We start from the raw sequence: 16295 nt of genomic DNA on the forward strand, positions 1-16295 counted from the left end.
GGGGAAGATGGAAAGGTAAAAGGAAAAGCCGGCCGAACACACAAACGGCCGGCTTTTTTTTATCAGGGCTGCTGCCCCAGTTGAGCGGCGGCTTCGGCCAGCCGGCTTTTCTGCCGGGAGATCCTGCGGCCACGGAAAAAGAGGTAGAGATTAAGGAAAAGCATGACGCCGAGATAGATGCAGTACCCGCCGATCTTGGTGCTGAGCAGTTCCAGCATGGTGGGGGTCTCCGCAATATCTGTGCTGATCTGCATGATATGGAACGCGCAGCCGAGGTTCAGCAGGTAGAACCCGGTTTCGAAGAGGCGGGTGGTAGCCGCGGCTATATCGGTTTTGCCGCTGAAATAGCTCCGTTCCGCGTATGTTTTAATCCGTTTTGCGTAGCAAGAGATAACGCGGGAGGGCGGAACTTTGCGGCGTCAAAAAGAAATGAAATGAACCAGTTAACAAAATTGTTTGTTGGGCTCCTGTGCTGGACGATGATCGCCACGGCATGTGGCAAAAGAATAGAAAAGGCCGCCCCCGCCCCCGAAGAAACGATCACCGCGCAAAACAACAGGGCAGGCCTGGGCATGTCGCAGGAAGCGCCCGTTGGCGCCGATTTCAGGCTGCCGCGCGGTATCAGCGTCGTACGAAATGAAATAAAAGGTTATGATTACGGCAGCTGCGAATGCCGGGCAGACCAGGAGCATTGCCGCCTGGGCGCCGGCGAGCTGGTGCGGCTTTGTTTCCGCCTGCGCAACACTACGGCAGCCCCCGTGACGGTTACGCTGCCGGAGGGCCTCGTCTTTATTTCGGAGAACAAAGCCACGCAAAACGGACTGCTCGTGCGCAGCGAAACCTTTACGATACCGGCCGGAACCACCGTGGCGTACAACCTGGCGCTTTTTTGCCTGAACGCGGACCGTAAAGTGACCGTTTCGGGCGACCGTTACCGTATCGGCCCCGTTACACAGCATCCCGGCCTCATGACCGTCATCCTCACCCTCCGGGATAAAGACCTTGAAAACGAACATAATAAAGCCATAGCCCAGGAAGCCATCTGGGAGGTGACGAAAGGCAATGCGCTGAGCGCGGCGCAGCATGGCAGGATCGCGCAGCTTCCCCATAGATAGCGCGACTGTTTGTTTGAAATGGCGCGGCCGCTCCCGAAAGGGGAGCGGTCTTTTTTTTGCCAGGCTGACAACCGCAGCTGTTCATCTTCTCAAAAAATATTTGCGTAGTTAAATAGCTACGCTTATATTTGTAGTCAAATAGCTACGCAATGAATTTAAGAAGAGACGTATTCCAGGCCATAGCGGACCCTACAAGAAGGGCGATACTGGTGCTGGTAGCGTCGCAGTCCATGACCGCGGGCACGATCGCGTCCAACTTCGACACTGCCCGGCCTACGGTTTCCAAACACCTCCAGATACTGACCGAATGCGAACTGCTCACGCAGGAGCAGAACGGCCGCGAAATTTATTATCATCTTAATCCTAAGAAAATGAAAGAGATAGCAGACTTTGTTGAGCCTTTCCGCAAATTGTGGGAAGATCGTTTTAATAAACTCGAAACGATCATGAAAAACTATAAACCGAAAAAATAGGAGAACATGGAACAAAAAACCAAGATCAACGCCGAAGACGGCAAGCAGGAACTGCTGATCACAAGGGAGTTCGACCTGCCGCTGGAATTGCTTTTCAAAGCATACGTGGAGCCGGAGATCCTCGAACAGTGGATGGGCACGAAAGTGTTGAAGCTGGAAAATAAAAAACACGGAAGCTGGCAGTTCGAAACCACCGACCCGCAGGGTAACAAACATGGCTTCAGCGGTGTTATCCATGAGTTTATAGATCAGCAGCGCATTACACGCACGTTCGAAATGGAGAACACGTCTTTGGGCGCGCAGCTGGAGTTCCTGGAGTTTGAAAAACTCGGCGACGACCGCAGCAAACTCAATATGCATATCGTATACAGGTCCGCCGCCATCCGCGACCAGTACCTGCAGTTCGGCATGTCGCGCGGCATGGACCTGGCGCATAACCGTTTACAAAAAGTGGCAGAAAAATTAAAATAACACATCATGTCAAAAACAAATAAGATCATCTATTGGATCGCCACGCTGTGGCTTTCCCTGGGCATGGTTGCCACCGGCATCATGCAGGTATTCCAGCAGAATACGGAAGGAACTTTCGGTTATAACATGGGCTTCCCTTCGTATTTCCTGACCATCATCGGCGTATGGAAATTGCTGGGTGTTATCGCGGTGCTGGCGCCCCGTTTTCCGCTGGTGAAAGAATGGGCGTATGCGGGCTTTTTTTTCCTGATGACCGGCGCGATCTTTTCGCATATCGCTGCAGGCCATGCTACAGGAGAGCTTTTCCCGCCGCTGTTATTGTTGGCGCTCACGGTGATCTCGTGGTATTTCAGGCCGGCAGACCGCAAGGTGGCAAGCCCGCTTACGGCCACGGCTGTGTGATTTCCGGCGGGATTTTGTAAATTATACCTCATTTAACCTTATTTTATTCATCAGCGATAATATCAACGTATGAGCAAAAGTAACAGCAAAAAGAAGTTGTCTGCGGCGGAAGAGGAAGCGCTTCTCCTTACCTTAAAAAAACGTTTCGGGAAAAACATGCCCCGCCACAAAGGCATTGAATGGGCGAAAGTAGCCGCCAGGCTGGAAGGCGCGGCCGCGAAACTCTGGTCGCTCAACGAAATGGAAAACACCGAAGGCGAGCCGGACGTGATCGGCTACGATAAAAAGACCGGCGAATATATCTTCTGCGATTGTTCGCCGGAAACCCCGAAAGGCCGCAGGAATTGCTGCTACGACTACGAAGCCCAGCAGGAGCGGAAAGAGCACAAGCCTAAACATAACGCGATTGACCTGGCCGCCGAAATGGGCATCGAGATGCTGACGGAGGAACAATACCGCGAACTGCAGAAGCTCGGCAAATTCGACGTAAAAACGTCGAGCTGGATAAAAACTCCTGATGATATCCGCGAACTGGGCGGCGCGCTTTTCTGCGACTGGCGTTACGGCCATGTGTTCGTTTATCACAACGGCGCCCAATCCTATTACAGCTCCAGGGCGTTCCGCGGTTTGCTGAAAGTCTGAATTTCAGCGGACACTATTTCTTCATTCAAAAATGAACAGCCATGAACCCGAAAGTTGACTGGTTTTTTGCAAAGGCCGACAAATGGCAGAAAGAATTTGAAAAACTGCGTTCCATCGTGCTGGATAGCCACCTGGCCGAGGAATTAAAATGGGGCTGCCCCTGTTATACCTTCGAAGGAAGCAACATCGTGCTGATCCACGGTTTTAAGGAATATTGCGCGTTGCTGTTCTTCAACGGCGCCCTGATGAAAGACCCGAAAGGCTTGCTGGTGCAGCAAACGGAAAATGTACAATCCGCCCGGCAGATGCGCTTCACCGGTCTTGCCGAGATCACCAAACTGGCGCCCGTTATCAAAAAGTATGTTTTTGAAGCGGTGGAGCTGAAAGAAGCCGGCGCGAAAGTGGCGCTCAAAAAAGTGAAGGATTTCCCCGTTGCTGAGGAATTTCAGCGGAAACTGGATAAAATGCCGGCGCTGAAAACCGCTTTCGAAGCGCTAACGCCGGGCCGGCAAAGAGGGTACCTGTTGTATTTTTCTTCCGCCAAACAATCCAAAACCCGTGAATCACGGGTTGAAAAATATACGCAGCAGATCCTCGACGGCAAAGGGCTGGAAGATTGACCCGGTTGCGTCGCAGGCTGTCAATTTCCGGAGACTTTCCGACTTATGCCGGCCATGTATTCCCTGCACTGAAAGTGCATGGATTTGAACTGCCCGGCTAAAGCCGTGCTCCGGCCCTGATCCTCAGTTTAATTCCCAAAAACTTTTTAATGCGGAACCTGCCTTTGATGTTGGATTTTCCCGCATTCATAAAGCCCCTTGCATAAACGTACATGGTTTTAACGCCCCATACGTGTTAACACTTTTTTTTGCCGGTGAATAACGGCTACTCCCCGCCAATCGCTCTTATATTTCGAACAATCCTATCATTCAACCCAAATCTTACCCCGATGCCTCGATTTTTACCTGTCCTGCTGCTTTGCAGCCTTCTGCCGGCGGCGGTTTCCGCGCAGAAAAACCTCAAACGGGAGCTCCGCGGAGCCTGGGTGGCCACTTTTACCGGCATAGACTGGCCTAACAGAACACAAACGCCCGCCCAGCAAAGGGCCGCCTTCATCACCATCGCCAATTATCACAAAGCCACCGGCATGAACGCGCTTTTCGTACAAATGCGCAGCCAGTGCGACGCTATGTACCCCAGCGACATCGAGCCCTGGAGCGCTGACCTTACCGGCAAACAGGGCACCGCGCCTTCCACGCCCTGGGACCCCATGGCCTTCGCCATCGAGGAATGCCATAAACGCGGCATGGAATTTCACGCCTGGCTGAACCCTTACCGCGCGGCCAGCAACAGCGCGAACATTCCCGGTTTCGCGGAGAATCACGTCACCAAAACGCACCCCGAATGGCTGCTCAGCCAGGGCGTTCTCCGCGTGCTGGACCCGGGCCTGCCCGAAGTGCGCGATCATATCATGAATGTGATCGCCGACATCGTAACGCGCTATGACGTGGACGGCATTCATTTCGACGATTATTTTTATCCGCCCGCGGCGCCCGCCGGTACCACGCCTTACAACGACGATTCCACGTTCGCTGCCTATCCGCGCGGCTTTACCGTGAAGGCAGACTGGCGGAGAGACAATGTGAACCTGCTCATCCAACGCGTATACGACAGCATCCGCACGATCAAACCCTGGGTGAAGTTTGGCGTGAGCCCCTCCGGCATTTACCGCAACAGCACCAATCCCGCCATCGGCACGCCCACTTCCGGGCTGGAACATTACACCACGCTGTTTGCCGACACGCGCCGCTGGCTGCAGGAAGGATGGGTGGATTACATCATGCCGCAGGTGTACTGGTGGATCGGGCAACCCGGCGCGAATTACGGCGCCATCGTGCCCTGGTGGAACAGCCAGGCGGCTGGCCGGCACATCTACATCGGCATCGCCGGTTATAAGGTGGGCGATGCGGCGCAGGCCGCAGCCTGGCAGGATTCCACGCAGGTGCCGCGGCAGCTGCGCATGAACCGGGACAGTCTTTATCCAAATATCTTCGGCCAATCCATTTACAACACCAACAGCCTGCGCAGCAACCGTAAAAATTTCCGCGATTCCCTCCGCCTGCGTATGTACGCCAAACCTGCGCTGCTGCCGCAGATGCGCTGGAGAGACAGTATTGCGCCCCCTGCGCCGGAAACCGTCAATGCAACGCCGGACGGCCAAAATGTGCAGCTTAGCTGGCAGCATTCCGGCGATGCGGCAGACCAGATGAACCGCGCAAGACAGTTTGTGGTATACCGTTCCGAAAACCCGGTGATCAACACCGATGAAGCAGCGAATATCCTTGCGGTGACGGACACGGCGGTCTTTTCTTTCACCGATACTTCCGCATTGCCTGCCACCACGTATTATTACACGGTGACTGCGCTGGACAGGTTCCACAACGAAAGCATCCTTTCCAACCTCTCCGCCAACCTGCCGCCGGAAATACTTTGCCCTGGCGATCAGCAGCTTACCGGCAATGCGGACTGCTCCGCCATCATCCCGGATTACCGTTCGCTTGTGATCATCAGCAATCCCGCCGGCGTAAACGTGCTGCAATATCCCGCGCCGGGCAGCAGGGTAGGCGGCAACAGCGACGTGCGCATTATCGCCACCAATGCGGGCGGAAAATCGGATACCTGCATTTTCAACATACAGCTGCGCGATACGATATCGCCGCGGATCTCGGACATCGCGCTGAGCCCGGCCATTCTCACCGTGCCGGACCACAGGCTGCATACCATCGACCTGTCTTACACCGTAACGGATTGCAGCGCGGTGACCAACACCATCAGCGTAAGCAGCAACGAACCGGTGTACGGTTTGCCGGACTGGGAGATCGTGGACGGCCACACCGTAAAACTCAGAGCCAAACGTAACCCGCTGGGCAACGGCCGCGTCTACACCATCACCGTTACGTCTGCGGACGCGTCGGGCAACGTTAGCACGGCCACGGCGCAGGTATTGGTGCCGGGCAACAAACCCTGGACGCAGGGGGAGGGTCTTGCCGTTACCGCGCTGCCGAACCCCACGTTCCACCAGTTCGTGGTGCTGATGGCCAGCAAAGACCCGCAGCCGATCGCGCTGAGAGTGTACAACAGCAGCGGCATGCTCGTCGAAACCCGCAACAACATCGCGCCGAACAGCACCATCCTGCTGGGCGGAGGTTATAACGCCGGTATCTATTACCTGGAAATCATACAGGGCAACAAACGGCAGATACTCAAAGTGATGAAACTGGGGCACTAAACCAGATCAATTGCCAACTTTGATCCACAGGGCCGTCCGCACCCGCGGCGGCCCTGTTTTAATTACGGATTTAACAACGTATCTTCCAAAGTATGCGCTTTACCCGTCGAGAAATAGGCGTGGCCCTGTTTGCCGCCTTTACGAGCTTCTCCGCTTATACCGCCATTTTCGCATTCCGCAAAGCCTTTAACGTAGGGGCTTTCGGCGGGCATACGCTTTTCGGGCTGGATTATAAAACGGTGCTGGTAGCCACGCAGGTATTCGGTTATATGCTGAGCAAATTTTACGGGATAAAATTTATCTCCGGCATGAAACGCGTGAACCGGCACTGGATGATACTGGCATTGGTGGGCGTTTCGTGGCTTGCGTGGCTGCTGTTCGCATGGATTCCCCCGCCGTACAATTTCTGGTGCCTGTTCCTCAACGGTTTTCCGTTGGGCATGCTGTGGGGCGTGGTGTTTTCGTATGTAGAGGGAAGAAGAACGACGGACCTGATCAGCGCGGCGCTGGCGGTGAGCTTCATTTTTGCGTCGGGGCTGGCGAAAAGCACGGCACAATGGGTGATGAACGCCTGGGGCGTTACCGAATACCAGATGCCTTTCGTGGTGGGCTGCGTGTTTATGCCGGCGTTGCTCGTGTTCGTATTCATGCTGGAAAAAATTCCCCCGCCCACGGAAGCCGACAAACTGCAGCGCATGGACCGCCAGCCGATGACGGGCGCGGAACGGCTTTCGCTGCTGAAACGTTTTTGGCCGGGACTTACATTGCTCGTGCTCATCTACATTCTCGTAACCATCCTCCGCGAAGTGCGCGATAGTTTTATGGCAGACATGTGGCGCGATTCCGGCGCGGTGTTCGAACCAGGTGTGTTTGCACAAACGGAAACGATCATATCGCTGGTGATACTCGTCGTGATCGCCGCCATGATCTGGCTGCGGCATAATTTTACCGCGTTCATGCTTACGCAATGGATCATGCTGGCGGGTTTTGGGCTGGCGCTGACCGTTACGCTGATGCATGGGCGCGGGCAAACGGAAATGTTCACCTGGATGCTGCTCACCGGCCTCGGCCTGTACATGGTGTACATCCCGTTCAACAGCATCCTGTTCGACCGGTTCATCGCGGCGTTCCGCTTCGCGGGCAACGTGGGTTTCCTGATCTATCTCGCGGATTCTTTCGGCTACCTCGGCAGCGTAGGCGTGATGCTGGCCAAATCGGTGTTCCAGGTGAAGGCCAACTGGCTGGGGTTTTACATGCAACTGGTGATGGTAACGGGTTTTACCGGGCTGGCGGGCACAGTGCTGAGCATGTTGTACTTCAGGAAAAAATTCAAACGTTTCAACCTACAACAGCCAAATGAGCAATAACGCGATCAGCGCCGGAAGGGCCTGCACGATGAAGATCTTTTTACTGGCGGTGAGCGCGCCGTAAATGCCGGCAATGGCTACGCAAACGAGGAAAAACACAGCCACATGTTCCTGCCAGGCGGGGTTGCCGATCATCAGGCTCCAGGTAAGCCCTGCGGCGAGAAAACCGTTGTAAAGGCCCTGGTTGGCGGCCAGCGTTTTGGTGGGCTTGAACAGCTCGGGGGGAATGGTTTTGAAGATCTTCGGCGCCCGGGTGGTCCAGGCGAACATTTCGAGATACAGGAAATAAAAATGCAGCAGGGCGATCAGCCCGATCAGGGCAAGGATAAAAGCGGCCATATCACGATGGTTTAATCTTTCTGAAATATAATGGAAACCGGCGGCAATTGTTCAATATCGGACAGGGCCTGTAACGTAAACGGACAAACCACTTCGTATTTTTTGTTTCTTTCCGTTCATTATCAATTATTTGTGTTTTTGACCTGTTTTTTGATGGAAGAAACAAGACTGTATAAATCCCGCCGTATGTTGTACAACCATCTGAAGATCGCTTTCCGTTCGCTGAGAAGGAAACTCTCGTTTACCCTGCTGAACGTTGCCGGGCTGGCTGTGGGCATTGCCGCAGCATTGCTGATATTTGCCGTGGTCAGGCATGAGCTGAGCTTTGAAGATTTTCAGCCGAACAAAGACCGGATCTACCGGGTCGCGTCGTTGTCGATAAGCCGCAGCAATGGCGAAACCGTGGCGAAAAACGGCGGGGTGCCGCTGATATTGCCGCCCACTTTCCGCAACGATTTCCCGCAGTTCGAAAAAGTGGCGGCCATGTGGCATCTCGGGCAGGGGCAGATCTATATCCCCGGCAAAAACGGCGCGCCGGAAAAACGTTTCCTCGAGCTGGACCATATGGCCTGGTGCGAAGCAGGTATCTTCAGCATGTTCGACTACAAATGGCTCGCCGGCAACGCGGACGGGCTTTCCCGGCCCAATACCGCGGTGGTCGCGGCCAGCATTGCCGAAAAATATTTTGGCAGCGCGCAAAAGGCACTGGGCCAAACCATCCAGCTGTTCTCGTTTCGAATACCCTTCGAAATAACCGGCGTGTATGCGGACCCGCCCGCCAATTCCGACATGGGCACCCGGCTCGCGTTTTCCTATCCTACTTTTATTTCTGCCACTTCCTACACTTCGGAGGAATGGAAAAATCTCAGCGGAAATTCCGTTTGTTATGTGCTGTTGCGCAAAGGAGCTGATGCTGCGGCAGTAACCGCTCAATTACCGGCATTCGTTAAAAAATATTACAACGAAGACGCGCGCAATACGCCGAATGTAACTTCCCTCATGCTGCAGCCGCTGTCTGAAATTCATACCAGTAAAGACCTCGGGCCTTTCGAGGGAAATAAGTTCACTTCGCGCGAATTGGTAACCCTGAGTATGATCGGCGTATTCCTGCTGATCGTGGCCTGTATCAATTTTATCAACCTGGCCACCGCATTGTCTGTCAACCGCGCCAGGGAGATCGGCGTGCGCAAGGTGCTGGGCAGCAACCGCTGGCAGCTGATGCGGCAGTTCCTGCACGAAACAGCGCTGATTACTGCGTGTTCCGTACTGTTGGGCGTGGTTTTGGCGTTTGCAGCCATGCCGGAGCTGGAAAAACTTCTTGGTAAAACGCTGCTTATCCCGGTATGGAGCATGCTGGGTTTTCTCGCGTTGCTGCTGGTGGCAGTCACTTTCCTGGCGGGATTTTACCCGGCGATGATCGTGTCTGGCTTTAACCCGCTGGCCGCGCTGAAAAACCGTCTCAGCCGCGCGGCCGCCGGGGGCGTTTCGATGCGCAGGGGCCTGGTGGTGTTCCAGTTCGTGGTGGCGCAGCTGCTGGTGATCGGCACGCTGGTGGCGTTTCAGCAAATGAAACTTTTCCGCGAAAAACCGATGGGCTTCGATACGGAAGCATTGCTGATGGTAGACCTGCCCAGCGACAGCAGCATGACCGTAAAATACCCTCACCTGCGTGAGCGCATGCAAGCCATACCCGGCGTGGAAGCGACCGCTTTTTGCATGGAAGCGCCAAGCGCATCGTGGTACTGGGGGGCGGATTTCTTTTTTAACGGGAAAGCGGAAATGGAGCCGTTTATGGTAGCCCGGCAATTCGGCGACACCGGGTTTATTTCCACCTTCGGCATACGGATCATGGCAGGCCGCAGGCCTTTTGCCGGCGATACGGTGAGGGAAGTGCTGGTGAACGAGACCTTCGTTAAAAAGATGCAGCTGCCCAATAATGAAGCTGTGCTGGGCAAACGCCTTTCGTTTCATCAGCAGAAAAACCTCGAGATCGTGGGCGTGGTGAAAGACTATGCCAATCAAAGCCTGCGGGATGCCGTATTGCCGGTAGTGATCACGCTGGACAACAAGACCATCAACTTCATGGCGCTTCGCCTCAACACCACGGCCATACAGCAAACACTGCCGCAGATCGAACGGGTGTTTACGTCCGTTTATCCTACTTATCTCTACGATACGCGTTTCCTCGACCAGCGGATCGCCAGGTATTACAAAGCCGAAGCCGAAACGGCGCTCCTGTTCAGGATCTTCGCCCTGCTCGCCATTTTTATTTCCTGCCTGGGTTTGTACGGCCTCGTGTCTTTTATGGCCGTGCAGAAACAAAAAGAAGTGGGTATCCGTAAAGTGCTGGGCGCTTCCGTGGAAAGCATCGTGCTGCTGTTCTCCCGCGAATTCACTTTCCTGATCGGCATCGCTTTCCTGATCGCCGCGCCGCTGGGGTACTTTTTTATGAACAAATGGTTGGAAGGATTTCATGCGCACGTTACCATCGGCTGGGGCGTATTTGCGCTGGCAGTGGTATTTTCCGTTGCGATAGCATGGGCCTCAGTGGGTTATAAAGCGATCAGGGCGGCCCTGTCTAACCCCGTAAAAAACCTGCGGGCAGAATAGGGGGATTTTCTGCACTGAACAGCAAGGTCTTATAAAAAAACAGGGCGGTAAGAATACCGCCCTCAAAGAATTTTAACCATATCCTATGAAAAACCGGGTCAAAGATATGCAGGGAGGGCATACTTCCTGCCGGTTTTCCGTGAAAGGGTGGTTTTGTCTCGTGAATGATACCAGATATACAATTAAAGGTATAGGTTACCTGATCTTCTTTTTGCCGAAATACCTCTTTTTCGGGCTTTCGGCCGGCACCAGGGACGCAATGGCGTCCGCCGCCTCGATGGACCTGTCCGCCTCGATCAGGCTGGCGCCTTTTTCGATAATGGACCGGTAGGCGGCCGCTCTTTCCTCCGCCCCGGGCAGTTTGTCGTACGTGGGAGCGGTGGAAATCATGCACATAACGCCGCGTTTGTTCAAATTGGCGTACAGGGGCGCCAGTTCGGGCTTGTTATCAGGCCCTACATAGGCCATAATATGCGTCCAGGGAATGCCGGCGGCTTCGTATTCTTCCAGCGCCTTTTGCGTTTTTACAAACGCCTCGAACACGATCTCCGGGTTGCGGTCGTGGTACCATTTCGCTTCTTTGGCGGTATGAACGGTTACCATTACATGCCCTTCGGCTTTATGTTTTTTGATAATAGCGGCCGTCATTTCGAACGGTACGTCTTTTTTATCGAGAATGAGCACGGTTTTGCCTTTCGCCCAGTCTATCGCTTCTTCGAGGGTGGGAATGCGGAAAGCGGTCACATTTCCTTCCACGTCTTTGAGATACAATTGTTTCAGTTCGGCCAGCGTGTAGTCGCCCACTTTACCTTTGCCGGTGGTGGTGCGTTCCAGCGTGGCGTCGTGCATCAGCACGATCATGCTGTCTTTGGTGAGGCGAGGGTCAATTTCGAAAGTGGCCGGCGTGTGGCGCAGCGTATTCTCGAAAGCTTCGAGGCTGTTTTCCGGGAAACCCTTGTTGACCCCGCCGCGGTGGCCGCTGATAAAAGGCACGTCTTTACCGGTATAGGCGAAGAAACCGCGCAGTTCTTTGGCGTTGCGGATGTTGAGCACGTTGATGGTCTGCTGTGCATTGGCGATCAATGCTGTGCAGAGAAGGGCGCTGCCGAGAAGTATTTTTTTCATCGTGGATCAGAATTTTGAATTAAGATGTTGAAGGGTGAATTGCCCCTGTTCGTCGATGGTGAACATGGTAATGGCCGCATTGTCCTGCACCAGCATGCGGTAGTTTTTCAGCGGCATGCCCAGCTTGTAGGCGAGATACAGCCGGTTCACGCCGTTGTGCGCGGCCACGAGTATGTTGCCCTGGCGGTGTTTGCGCGCCACGTCGGAAAAAAACGCGTCTACGCGGGTCACGATCTCTTTGCCGGATTCGCCGGTGCCGCCGGCTTTGTATTTCGAAGGGTCGCTCATCCAGTTTTCCCACAATTGCGCGTTTTCCGCGATGAACTCTTCTTTCGTCTTTTTTTCCCATGCGCCGAAATCGGCTTCTATCAGCCGCTGGTCTTTGATCACATGCGCGCCGGACGCGATATTGGCGGTCATGAACGCGCGCTCGAGCGGGGAGGAGTACACCCCGTCGAAAGTGATGCCTTTCAGCTGTTCTTTTACCAGCTCCGCCTGCCGGATGCCTTTGGCGGTGAGCGAAATGTCTGACCGGCCGCAATAGCGGTTGTTGTCTGCGTTCCAGGCGGTTTGTCCGTGGCGGAGTAAATAAACGTTAAGCATATCCTTTTTCTTTCAATGCGTGGACGAAACGATGGTAATTGTTTTCATATGCCGCAACCAGTGAAGGCTGTGGGGTGATGGTCTTTTCGATCTGCGTCATGGCCGCGGCCGCTTCGCGGAGCGAGGAAAAGTGCGTGCCGGATGCCGCGAGTATGGCCGCGCCGGTGGCGCCGGTCACTTCTTTCATTTTGTGCACGGGCCTGTTCAGCACATTGGCGCGGATGGCGAGCCAGGCGTTGCTGTTGCTGGCCCCGCCCGCGGTGTATACGGCGTTTACTTTCTCCCCCGAAAGCTGTTCGATCAATTCATATGCAAGCCGCTCCACGTACGCCACGCCTTCCATGCCGGCGGTAAAACGTTCCGCATCGTCCATGCCCGGCGTTTCGAACTGCCTTGCCTGCGGCGCGATGAACGGAAAACGTTCGCCTTCCTGCATTAAAGGGTAGAACAGGTGTTCCGTGGGCAGCAGTTTCGCCGCGGCTTCGTTGAGCGCGGCGAGATCGTTGCCAAACAGCCGGGTAACCCAATCCGCGCCCGTATTGCTGGCCCCGCCGGGCATCCAGAACCCTTCCGGATGGCGATGGTTGTACAGCCGCCCCTGCGGGTCTTTAACGGCATTGAGCGTTACGCCTTTTACAACGAGCGTGGTGCCGATCGTGGTGTTCCAGGTGCCGGGGCTCACGGCGCCGGAAGCGATCTGCGAAGCGCAGCCGTCCGTCATGCCGGCCACTACGGTCACATTTTTCCGCAACCCTTTGATATCGGCCGTTACAGGCCCCACGGGCGTGCCTGAAGGCACTACGGTCTGCAGCCATTCCCTGCGGAGCGGCAATTTTTCCCAAATATATTCAGGCCAGCGTTCGATGCGTACATCGTAGCCGGATTTTAACACATTGGTAAAGTCGGTAACATCGTAACGGCCGCTCAATTTGCCGATGATAAAATCCGCCGCATGGATAAACAGGTGAATGTCATTCATTTTTTCCGGGAAGCGGCGCAGGAACCAGAGCATTTTGGGCAATCCGCTGGTGGTGTTGAACGCCGTATACCCGTCGGGGTTATATTGTATTGCCGTTAGTTTGCAGAGCGCCCCTTCTTCCGCCTGCCTGCCGTCGCTGTACATGATGGCGGGGTGCAGCGGCTCGTTATTTTTACCGATGGGAATGATGGTGCCGGAAGTGGAGGTTACGGAAATGGCTTGCAAACCAGCCGCGGCGCTGTGCTGCAGCACTTCTTCCAGCACGCGGGCACAGGCCCGCCACCAGGTCTCCGGCGATTGTTCTTCGCGGGAGCTGTCGCTGAGCGGGAAATTTTCCTCCGAAGAAGCGAGTACGTTGCCTGAAACGTCGGCCAGCACGGCGCGGGCGCCTTGTGTGCCAACGTCCAGGCCTATGAATGTATGCATGTTGTGATCAGTTCATGTTCCGGAAATAGTTCCGCGTTTTCTCCCATTCCGCGTACAGCGCCGTAAAATGCGCTTCGTCCTGCGGGTGAACGGTTTCGGTGGTTTCGTTCATCTGTACGTCGAGCTGCAAAGCCTGGTTGCAGATGAGCGCGCCGCCGACGGCGGAAGATTGCTGGAACTCGTGCCGGAGTTTTACTTTTTTACCGGTGAGGTTGGCGATGAGCTGGCGCAGCACCCTGCTTTGCAGGCCGCCGCCGCAGCCCCAGATGTAGTCTGGCTCATGACCGGCCACTTCCGCCAGTATGCGGTAGTTTTTGGCGATGGAGCAGGCGATGTCGAGAATAGTGGCCCATACGAAAGAACCGCGGGTGAGGAGGTGCGAAACGGGCGCGGGGAAAATAAAGCCGCCGCGCGTGAGCGACACCTCTTCGTCCGCCAGCAGCGAGCCGAGCGAGGCCATGCAGAAAGTGTGTTTGTTTTCCGCCAGCTCTTTTTCGATCACGTCGTACCCTTCGTTGGGATAAAATATTTCTTTCAGCCGCTGGTAGTTCAGCCCCGTTACGCCGGCGTTCGCTTCGAACACGAACCGCCCCGGCTCTATGTCCCGGCTGGTCCAGGTGCGTTCTTCGTTATCCAGTGTATACGTTCCCGTTAGTTTTACGATGGGTGTGGTGGTGCCGGATACGATCACCATATCGTCTACCGCCGGGCGCGTGCTTTTGATGGCGAGCTGCGTATCGCCGCCGCCCACGATCACTTTCGCGGTGGCGGGGATGCCGAGGGTTTGGGATACGGCTGTTGTCACATTGCCGAGCACTTCGCCGGAAGCGGCGATGGGCGGCAGCAGGGAGGCGGGCAGGTTAAAGGCACTGCACAGTTCTTCAGACCACGCCATACGGCCCACATCGTACAGCAATGTTTCCGAAGCCTGCGAGTGCTCGTAACGCGCCACGCCGCTGAACTGGTATTCGATCCAGTTGCTGATGCTGAGAAAGGAGGTTGTTTGCGACCACACGTCGGGCCTGCGCTCGCGGATGCCCACCAGTTTCATGGCGGAGAACAGCGAGGTGGGGTAGCGGCCGGAGAGCTGGTAGATGCGGCTTTTGTCGTGCATGATGTGCTCCCATTCCCTTCCGCGATGGTCGATGTTGGGAAGACCGGTCAGCGACTGGCCGTTTTTGCCCAATAACACGATGCCTTCGCGCTGGCTGGTGGCCGTAATGGCTTTTACGGAAGCGGCGGGCACCTTTTGCAGCACTTCGCGCGCAAGGCGCAGCACCTGCTGCCAGAGCTGCTCCGGCTCGAAATACAAGGCGTCGGGATACAGCGGGTCTTTGTGATAAACGATATCCTCGCGGGCTACGCCGAGCACCTGCCCCTGCGGGGAAGCGGCGGCCACGCGCACGTTCCCCGTGCCGATGTCTGCAATAATATAAGCGTGTTGATCAGTCATTTACCTGCATTGTAAGTATTTCCCGATTGGCCAGTTCCCTGACCTTTTTGTCTCCCTGGCCGAACCATTGTTTCAGCGCCCGGTTCATGATTTCGACATGATGGTCTTCCACTTCGAAAGTGGCCCCGGCAATGTGCGGCGTGGCGATCACATGCGGCTGGTCGATGATGCGGTAATCCACTTCATCGGGCGGCTCGTGGTCGAACACGTCGAGTATCGCGCCGCGGATGGCGTTTGTTTCCAATACTTCCAGGAGGTCTTCCCGTTTCACCACCGCCGCGCGCGCGGTGTTTACGAAGATGGCGTCTTTTTTCATCTTTTTCAACAACCGGCTGTTGATCATCCCGGTGGTTTCGGGCGTTACGGGAAGGTGTACGGACACGATGTCGCATTCCGAAAATATCTCCTCCACGCTGCATTGTTGATACGCCGGGTCGTGCTCCCGCACATACGGATCATAAAAACGGATCTCGCAGGGATAGTTGCGCACCATGCCCGCGATCAGCTGGCCGATCGCGCCAAAGCCCACCATGCCGATGGTTTTGCCGGCCAGTTCGCCGCCTTTGAAATACAGGTACGAATCATGCGCGCCTTCCTGCCAGTTGCGGCCTTTCAGCCAGTTGATGCCGGGAATGGTATTGCGCAGCAGCATGATAACGGTGGAAATGAACATTTCGGCGACGGCCTGCGCATTGCGCGCCGGCGTGAAAAACACGGGGATGCCCAGTTCGGTGGCTTTCGATACAGCCACGTTGGACGGGGTGCCGCGGCATACGCCGATGAATTGCAGTTGCGGGAAAGATGTAATTACTTTCGCGGTCACGTGATCGTGCTCGGTAATGAGCGCCTCCGCGGCTGATTCTTCCAGCAACGCGATCAGCTCGTCTTCATAATAAGCCCTGCCATGCGGCTTCCATGGCCTGTATACGACTTCTCCGAACAATTGTTCAATTTCCCGGACCCCCTTCTCGTTGTAAGGAGCAGTGATCAGTATTCTCATG

16 protein-coding genes are annotated in these 16295 nt (G+C 55.2%); 9 read left to right on the top strand and 7 right to left on the bottom strand.

Going from position 1 to position 16295, the window contains the following annotated elements; translation table 11 throughout:
* Positions 1-62: 62 nt before the first annotated feature.
* Entirely contained in the window at positions 63-254 is a 192-nt protein-coding gene (locus J7I43_RS07060; RefSeq protein WP_209144654.1) for a hypothetical protein, read from the bottom strand.
* Between the two features lie 180 nt (positions 255-434).
* Here J7I43_RS07060 and J7I43_RS07065 point away from each other — a divergent pair, with 180 nt between their 5' ends.
* The 8 genes from J7I43_RS07065 (at position 435) to J7I43_RS07100 (ending at position 7759) form a co-directional block, all read left to right on the top strand.
* Positions 435-1115, top strand: coding sequence for a hypothetical protein (locus J7I43_RS07065; RefSeq protein ID WP_209144656.1), 681 nt, complete (start codon positions 435-437; stop codon positions 1113-1115).
* Positions 1116-1264: 149 nt separating this feature from the next.
* Positions 1265-1588 (top strand): ArsR/SmtB family transcription factor, encoded by a 324-nt coding sequence (locus J7I43_RS07070; RefSeq protein ID WP_209144658.1) that lies wholly within the window; start codon positions 1265-1267, stop codon positions 1586-1588.
* A gap of 6 nt (positions 1589-1594) precedes the next feature.
* On the top strand, positions 1595-2059 hold the full coding sequence (locus tag J7I43_RS07075; RefSeq protein ID WP_209144660.1) for an SRPBCC domain-containing protein: 465 nt from the start codon (positions 1595-1597) through the stop codon (positions 2057-2059).
* A 6-nt stretch (positions 2060-2065) separates the two neighbouring features.
* Positions 2066-2461 carry a DoxX family protein gene (locus J7I43_RS07080; RefSeq protein ID WP_209144662.1) on the top strand — a complete coding sequence of 132 codons (396 nt, stop codon included), beginning with the start codon at positions 2066-2068 and terminating at the stop codon, positions 2459-2461.
* Positions 2462-2530: 69 nt separating this feature from the next.
* Positions 2531-3103, top strand: coding sequence for a DUF4256 domain-containing protein (locus J7I43_RS07085; RefSeq protein WP_209144664.1), 573 nt, complete (start codon positions 2531-2533; stop codon positions 3101-3103).
* Positions 3104-3144: 41 nt separating this feature from the next.
* Complete coding sequence (locus J7I43_RS07090; protein ID WP_209144666.1) at positions 3145-3723, top strand: YdeI/OmpD-associated family protein; 579 nt, start codon at positions 3145-3147, stop codon at positions 3721-3723.
* A 329-nt stretch (positions 3724-4052) separates the two neighbouring features.
* A complete protein-coding gene (locus tag J7I43_RS07095; RefSeq protein ID WP_209144668.1) occupies positions 4053-6392 on the top strand; it encodes a family 10 glycosylhydrolase in 2340 nt (779 codons plus the stop codon).
* A gap of 92 nt (positions 6393-6484) precedes the next feature.
* A complete protein-coding gene (locus tag J7I43_RS07100; protein ID WP_209144670.1) occupies positions 6485-7759 on the top strand; it encodes a DUF5690 family protein in 1275 nt (424 codons plus the stop codon).
* Here J7I43_RS07100 and J7I43_RS07105 read toward each other — a convergent pair.
* Positions 7736-8098, bottom strand: a complete 363-nt coding sequence (locus J7I43_RS07105) for a DUF1304 domain-containing protein (protein WP_209144672.1) — start codon at positions 8096-8098, stop codon at positions 7736-7738. The two genes, J7I43_RS07100 and J7I43_RS07105, sit on opposite strands and share 24 nt — an antisense overlap.
* A gap of 186 nt (positions 8099-8284) precedes the next feature.
* Between J7I43_RS07105 and J7I43_RS07110 the strand changes: the two genes are divergently transcribed.
* On the top strand, positions 8285-10708 hold the full coding sequence (locus J7I43_RS07110) for an ABC transporter permease (RefSeq protein WP_209144674.1): 2424 nt from the start codon (positions 8285-8287) through the stop codon (positions 10706-10708).
* Positions 10709-10903: 195 nt separating this feature from the next.
* Here J7I43_RS07110 and J7I43_RS07115 read toward each other — a convergent pair whose 3' ends face one another.
* From J7I43_RS07115 to J7I43_RS07135, 5 genes are read right to left on the bottom strand one after another with little or no spacing between them, the layout of a single operon-like run.
* A complete protein-coding gene (locus J7I43_RS07115; protein WP_209144676.1) occupies positions 10904-11833 on the bottom strand; it encodes a glycerophosphodiester phosphodiesterase family protein in 930 nt (309 codons plus the stop codon).
* A 6-nt stretch (positions 11834-11839) separates the two neighbouring features.
* Positions 11840-12436: a histidine phosphatase family protein gene (locus tag J7I43_RS07120; protein WP_209144678.1), complete on the bottom strand. Its 597-nt coding sequence runs from the start codon at positions 12434-12436 to the stop codon at positions 11840-11842.
* Positions 12429-13841, bottom strand: coding sequence for an FGGY-family carbohydrate kinase (locus J7I43_RS07125; protein ID WP_209144680.1), 1413 nt, complete (start codon positions 13839-13841; stop codon positions 12429-12431). The genes J7I43_RS07120 and J7I43_RS07125 overlap by 8 nt, the downstream gene beginning before the upstream one ends.
* 7 nt (positions 13842-13848) lie before the next feature.
* On the bottom strand, positions 13849-15294 hold the full coding sequence (locus J7I43_RS07130) for an FGGY-family carbohydrate kinase (protein ID WP_209144682.1): 1446 nt from the start codon (positions 15292-15294) through the stop codon (positions 13849-13851).
* Positions 15287-16294, bottom strand: a complete 1008-nt coding sequence (locus J7I43_RS07135) for a 2-hydroxyacid dehydrogenase (protein ID WP_209144684.1) — start codon at positions 16292-16294, stop codon at positions 15287-15289. The genes J7I43_RS07130 and J7I43_RS07135 overlap by 8 nt, the downstream gene beginning before the upstream one ends.
* Between the last annotated feature and the right edge of the window lies 1 nt (position 16295).

It is taken from the genome of Chitinophaga chungangae, from assembly GCF_017742215.1.
Lineage (GTDB): Bacteria > Bacteroidota > Bacteroidia > Chitinophagales > Chitinophagaceae > Chitinophaga > Chitinophaga chungangae.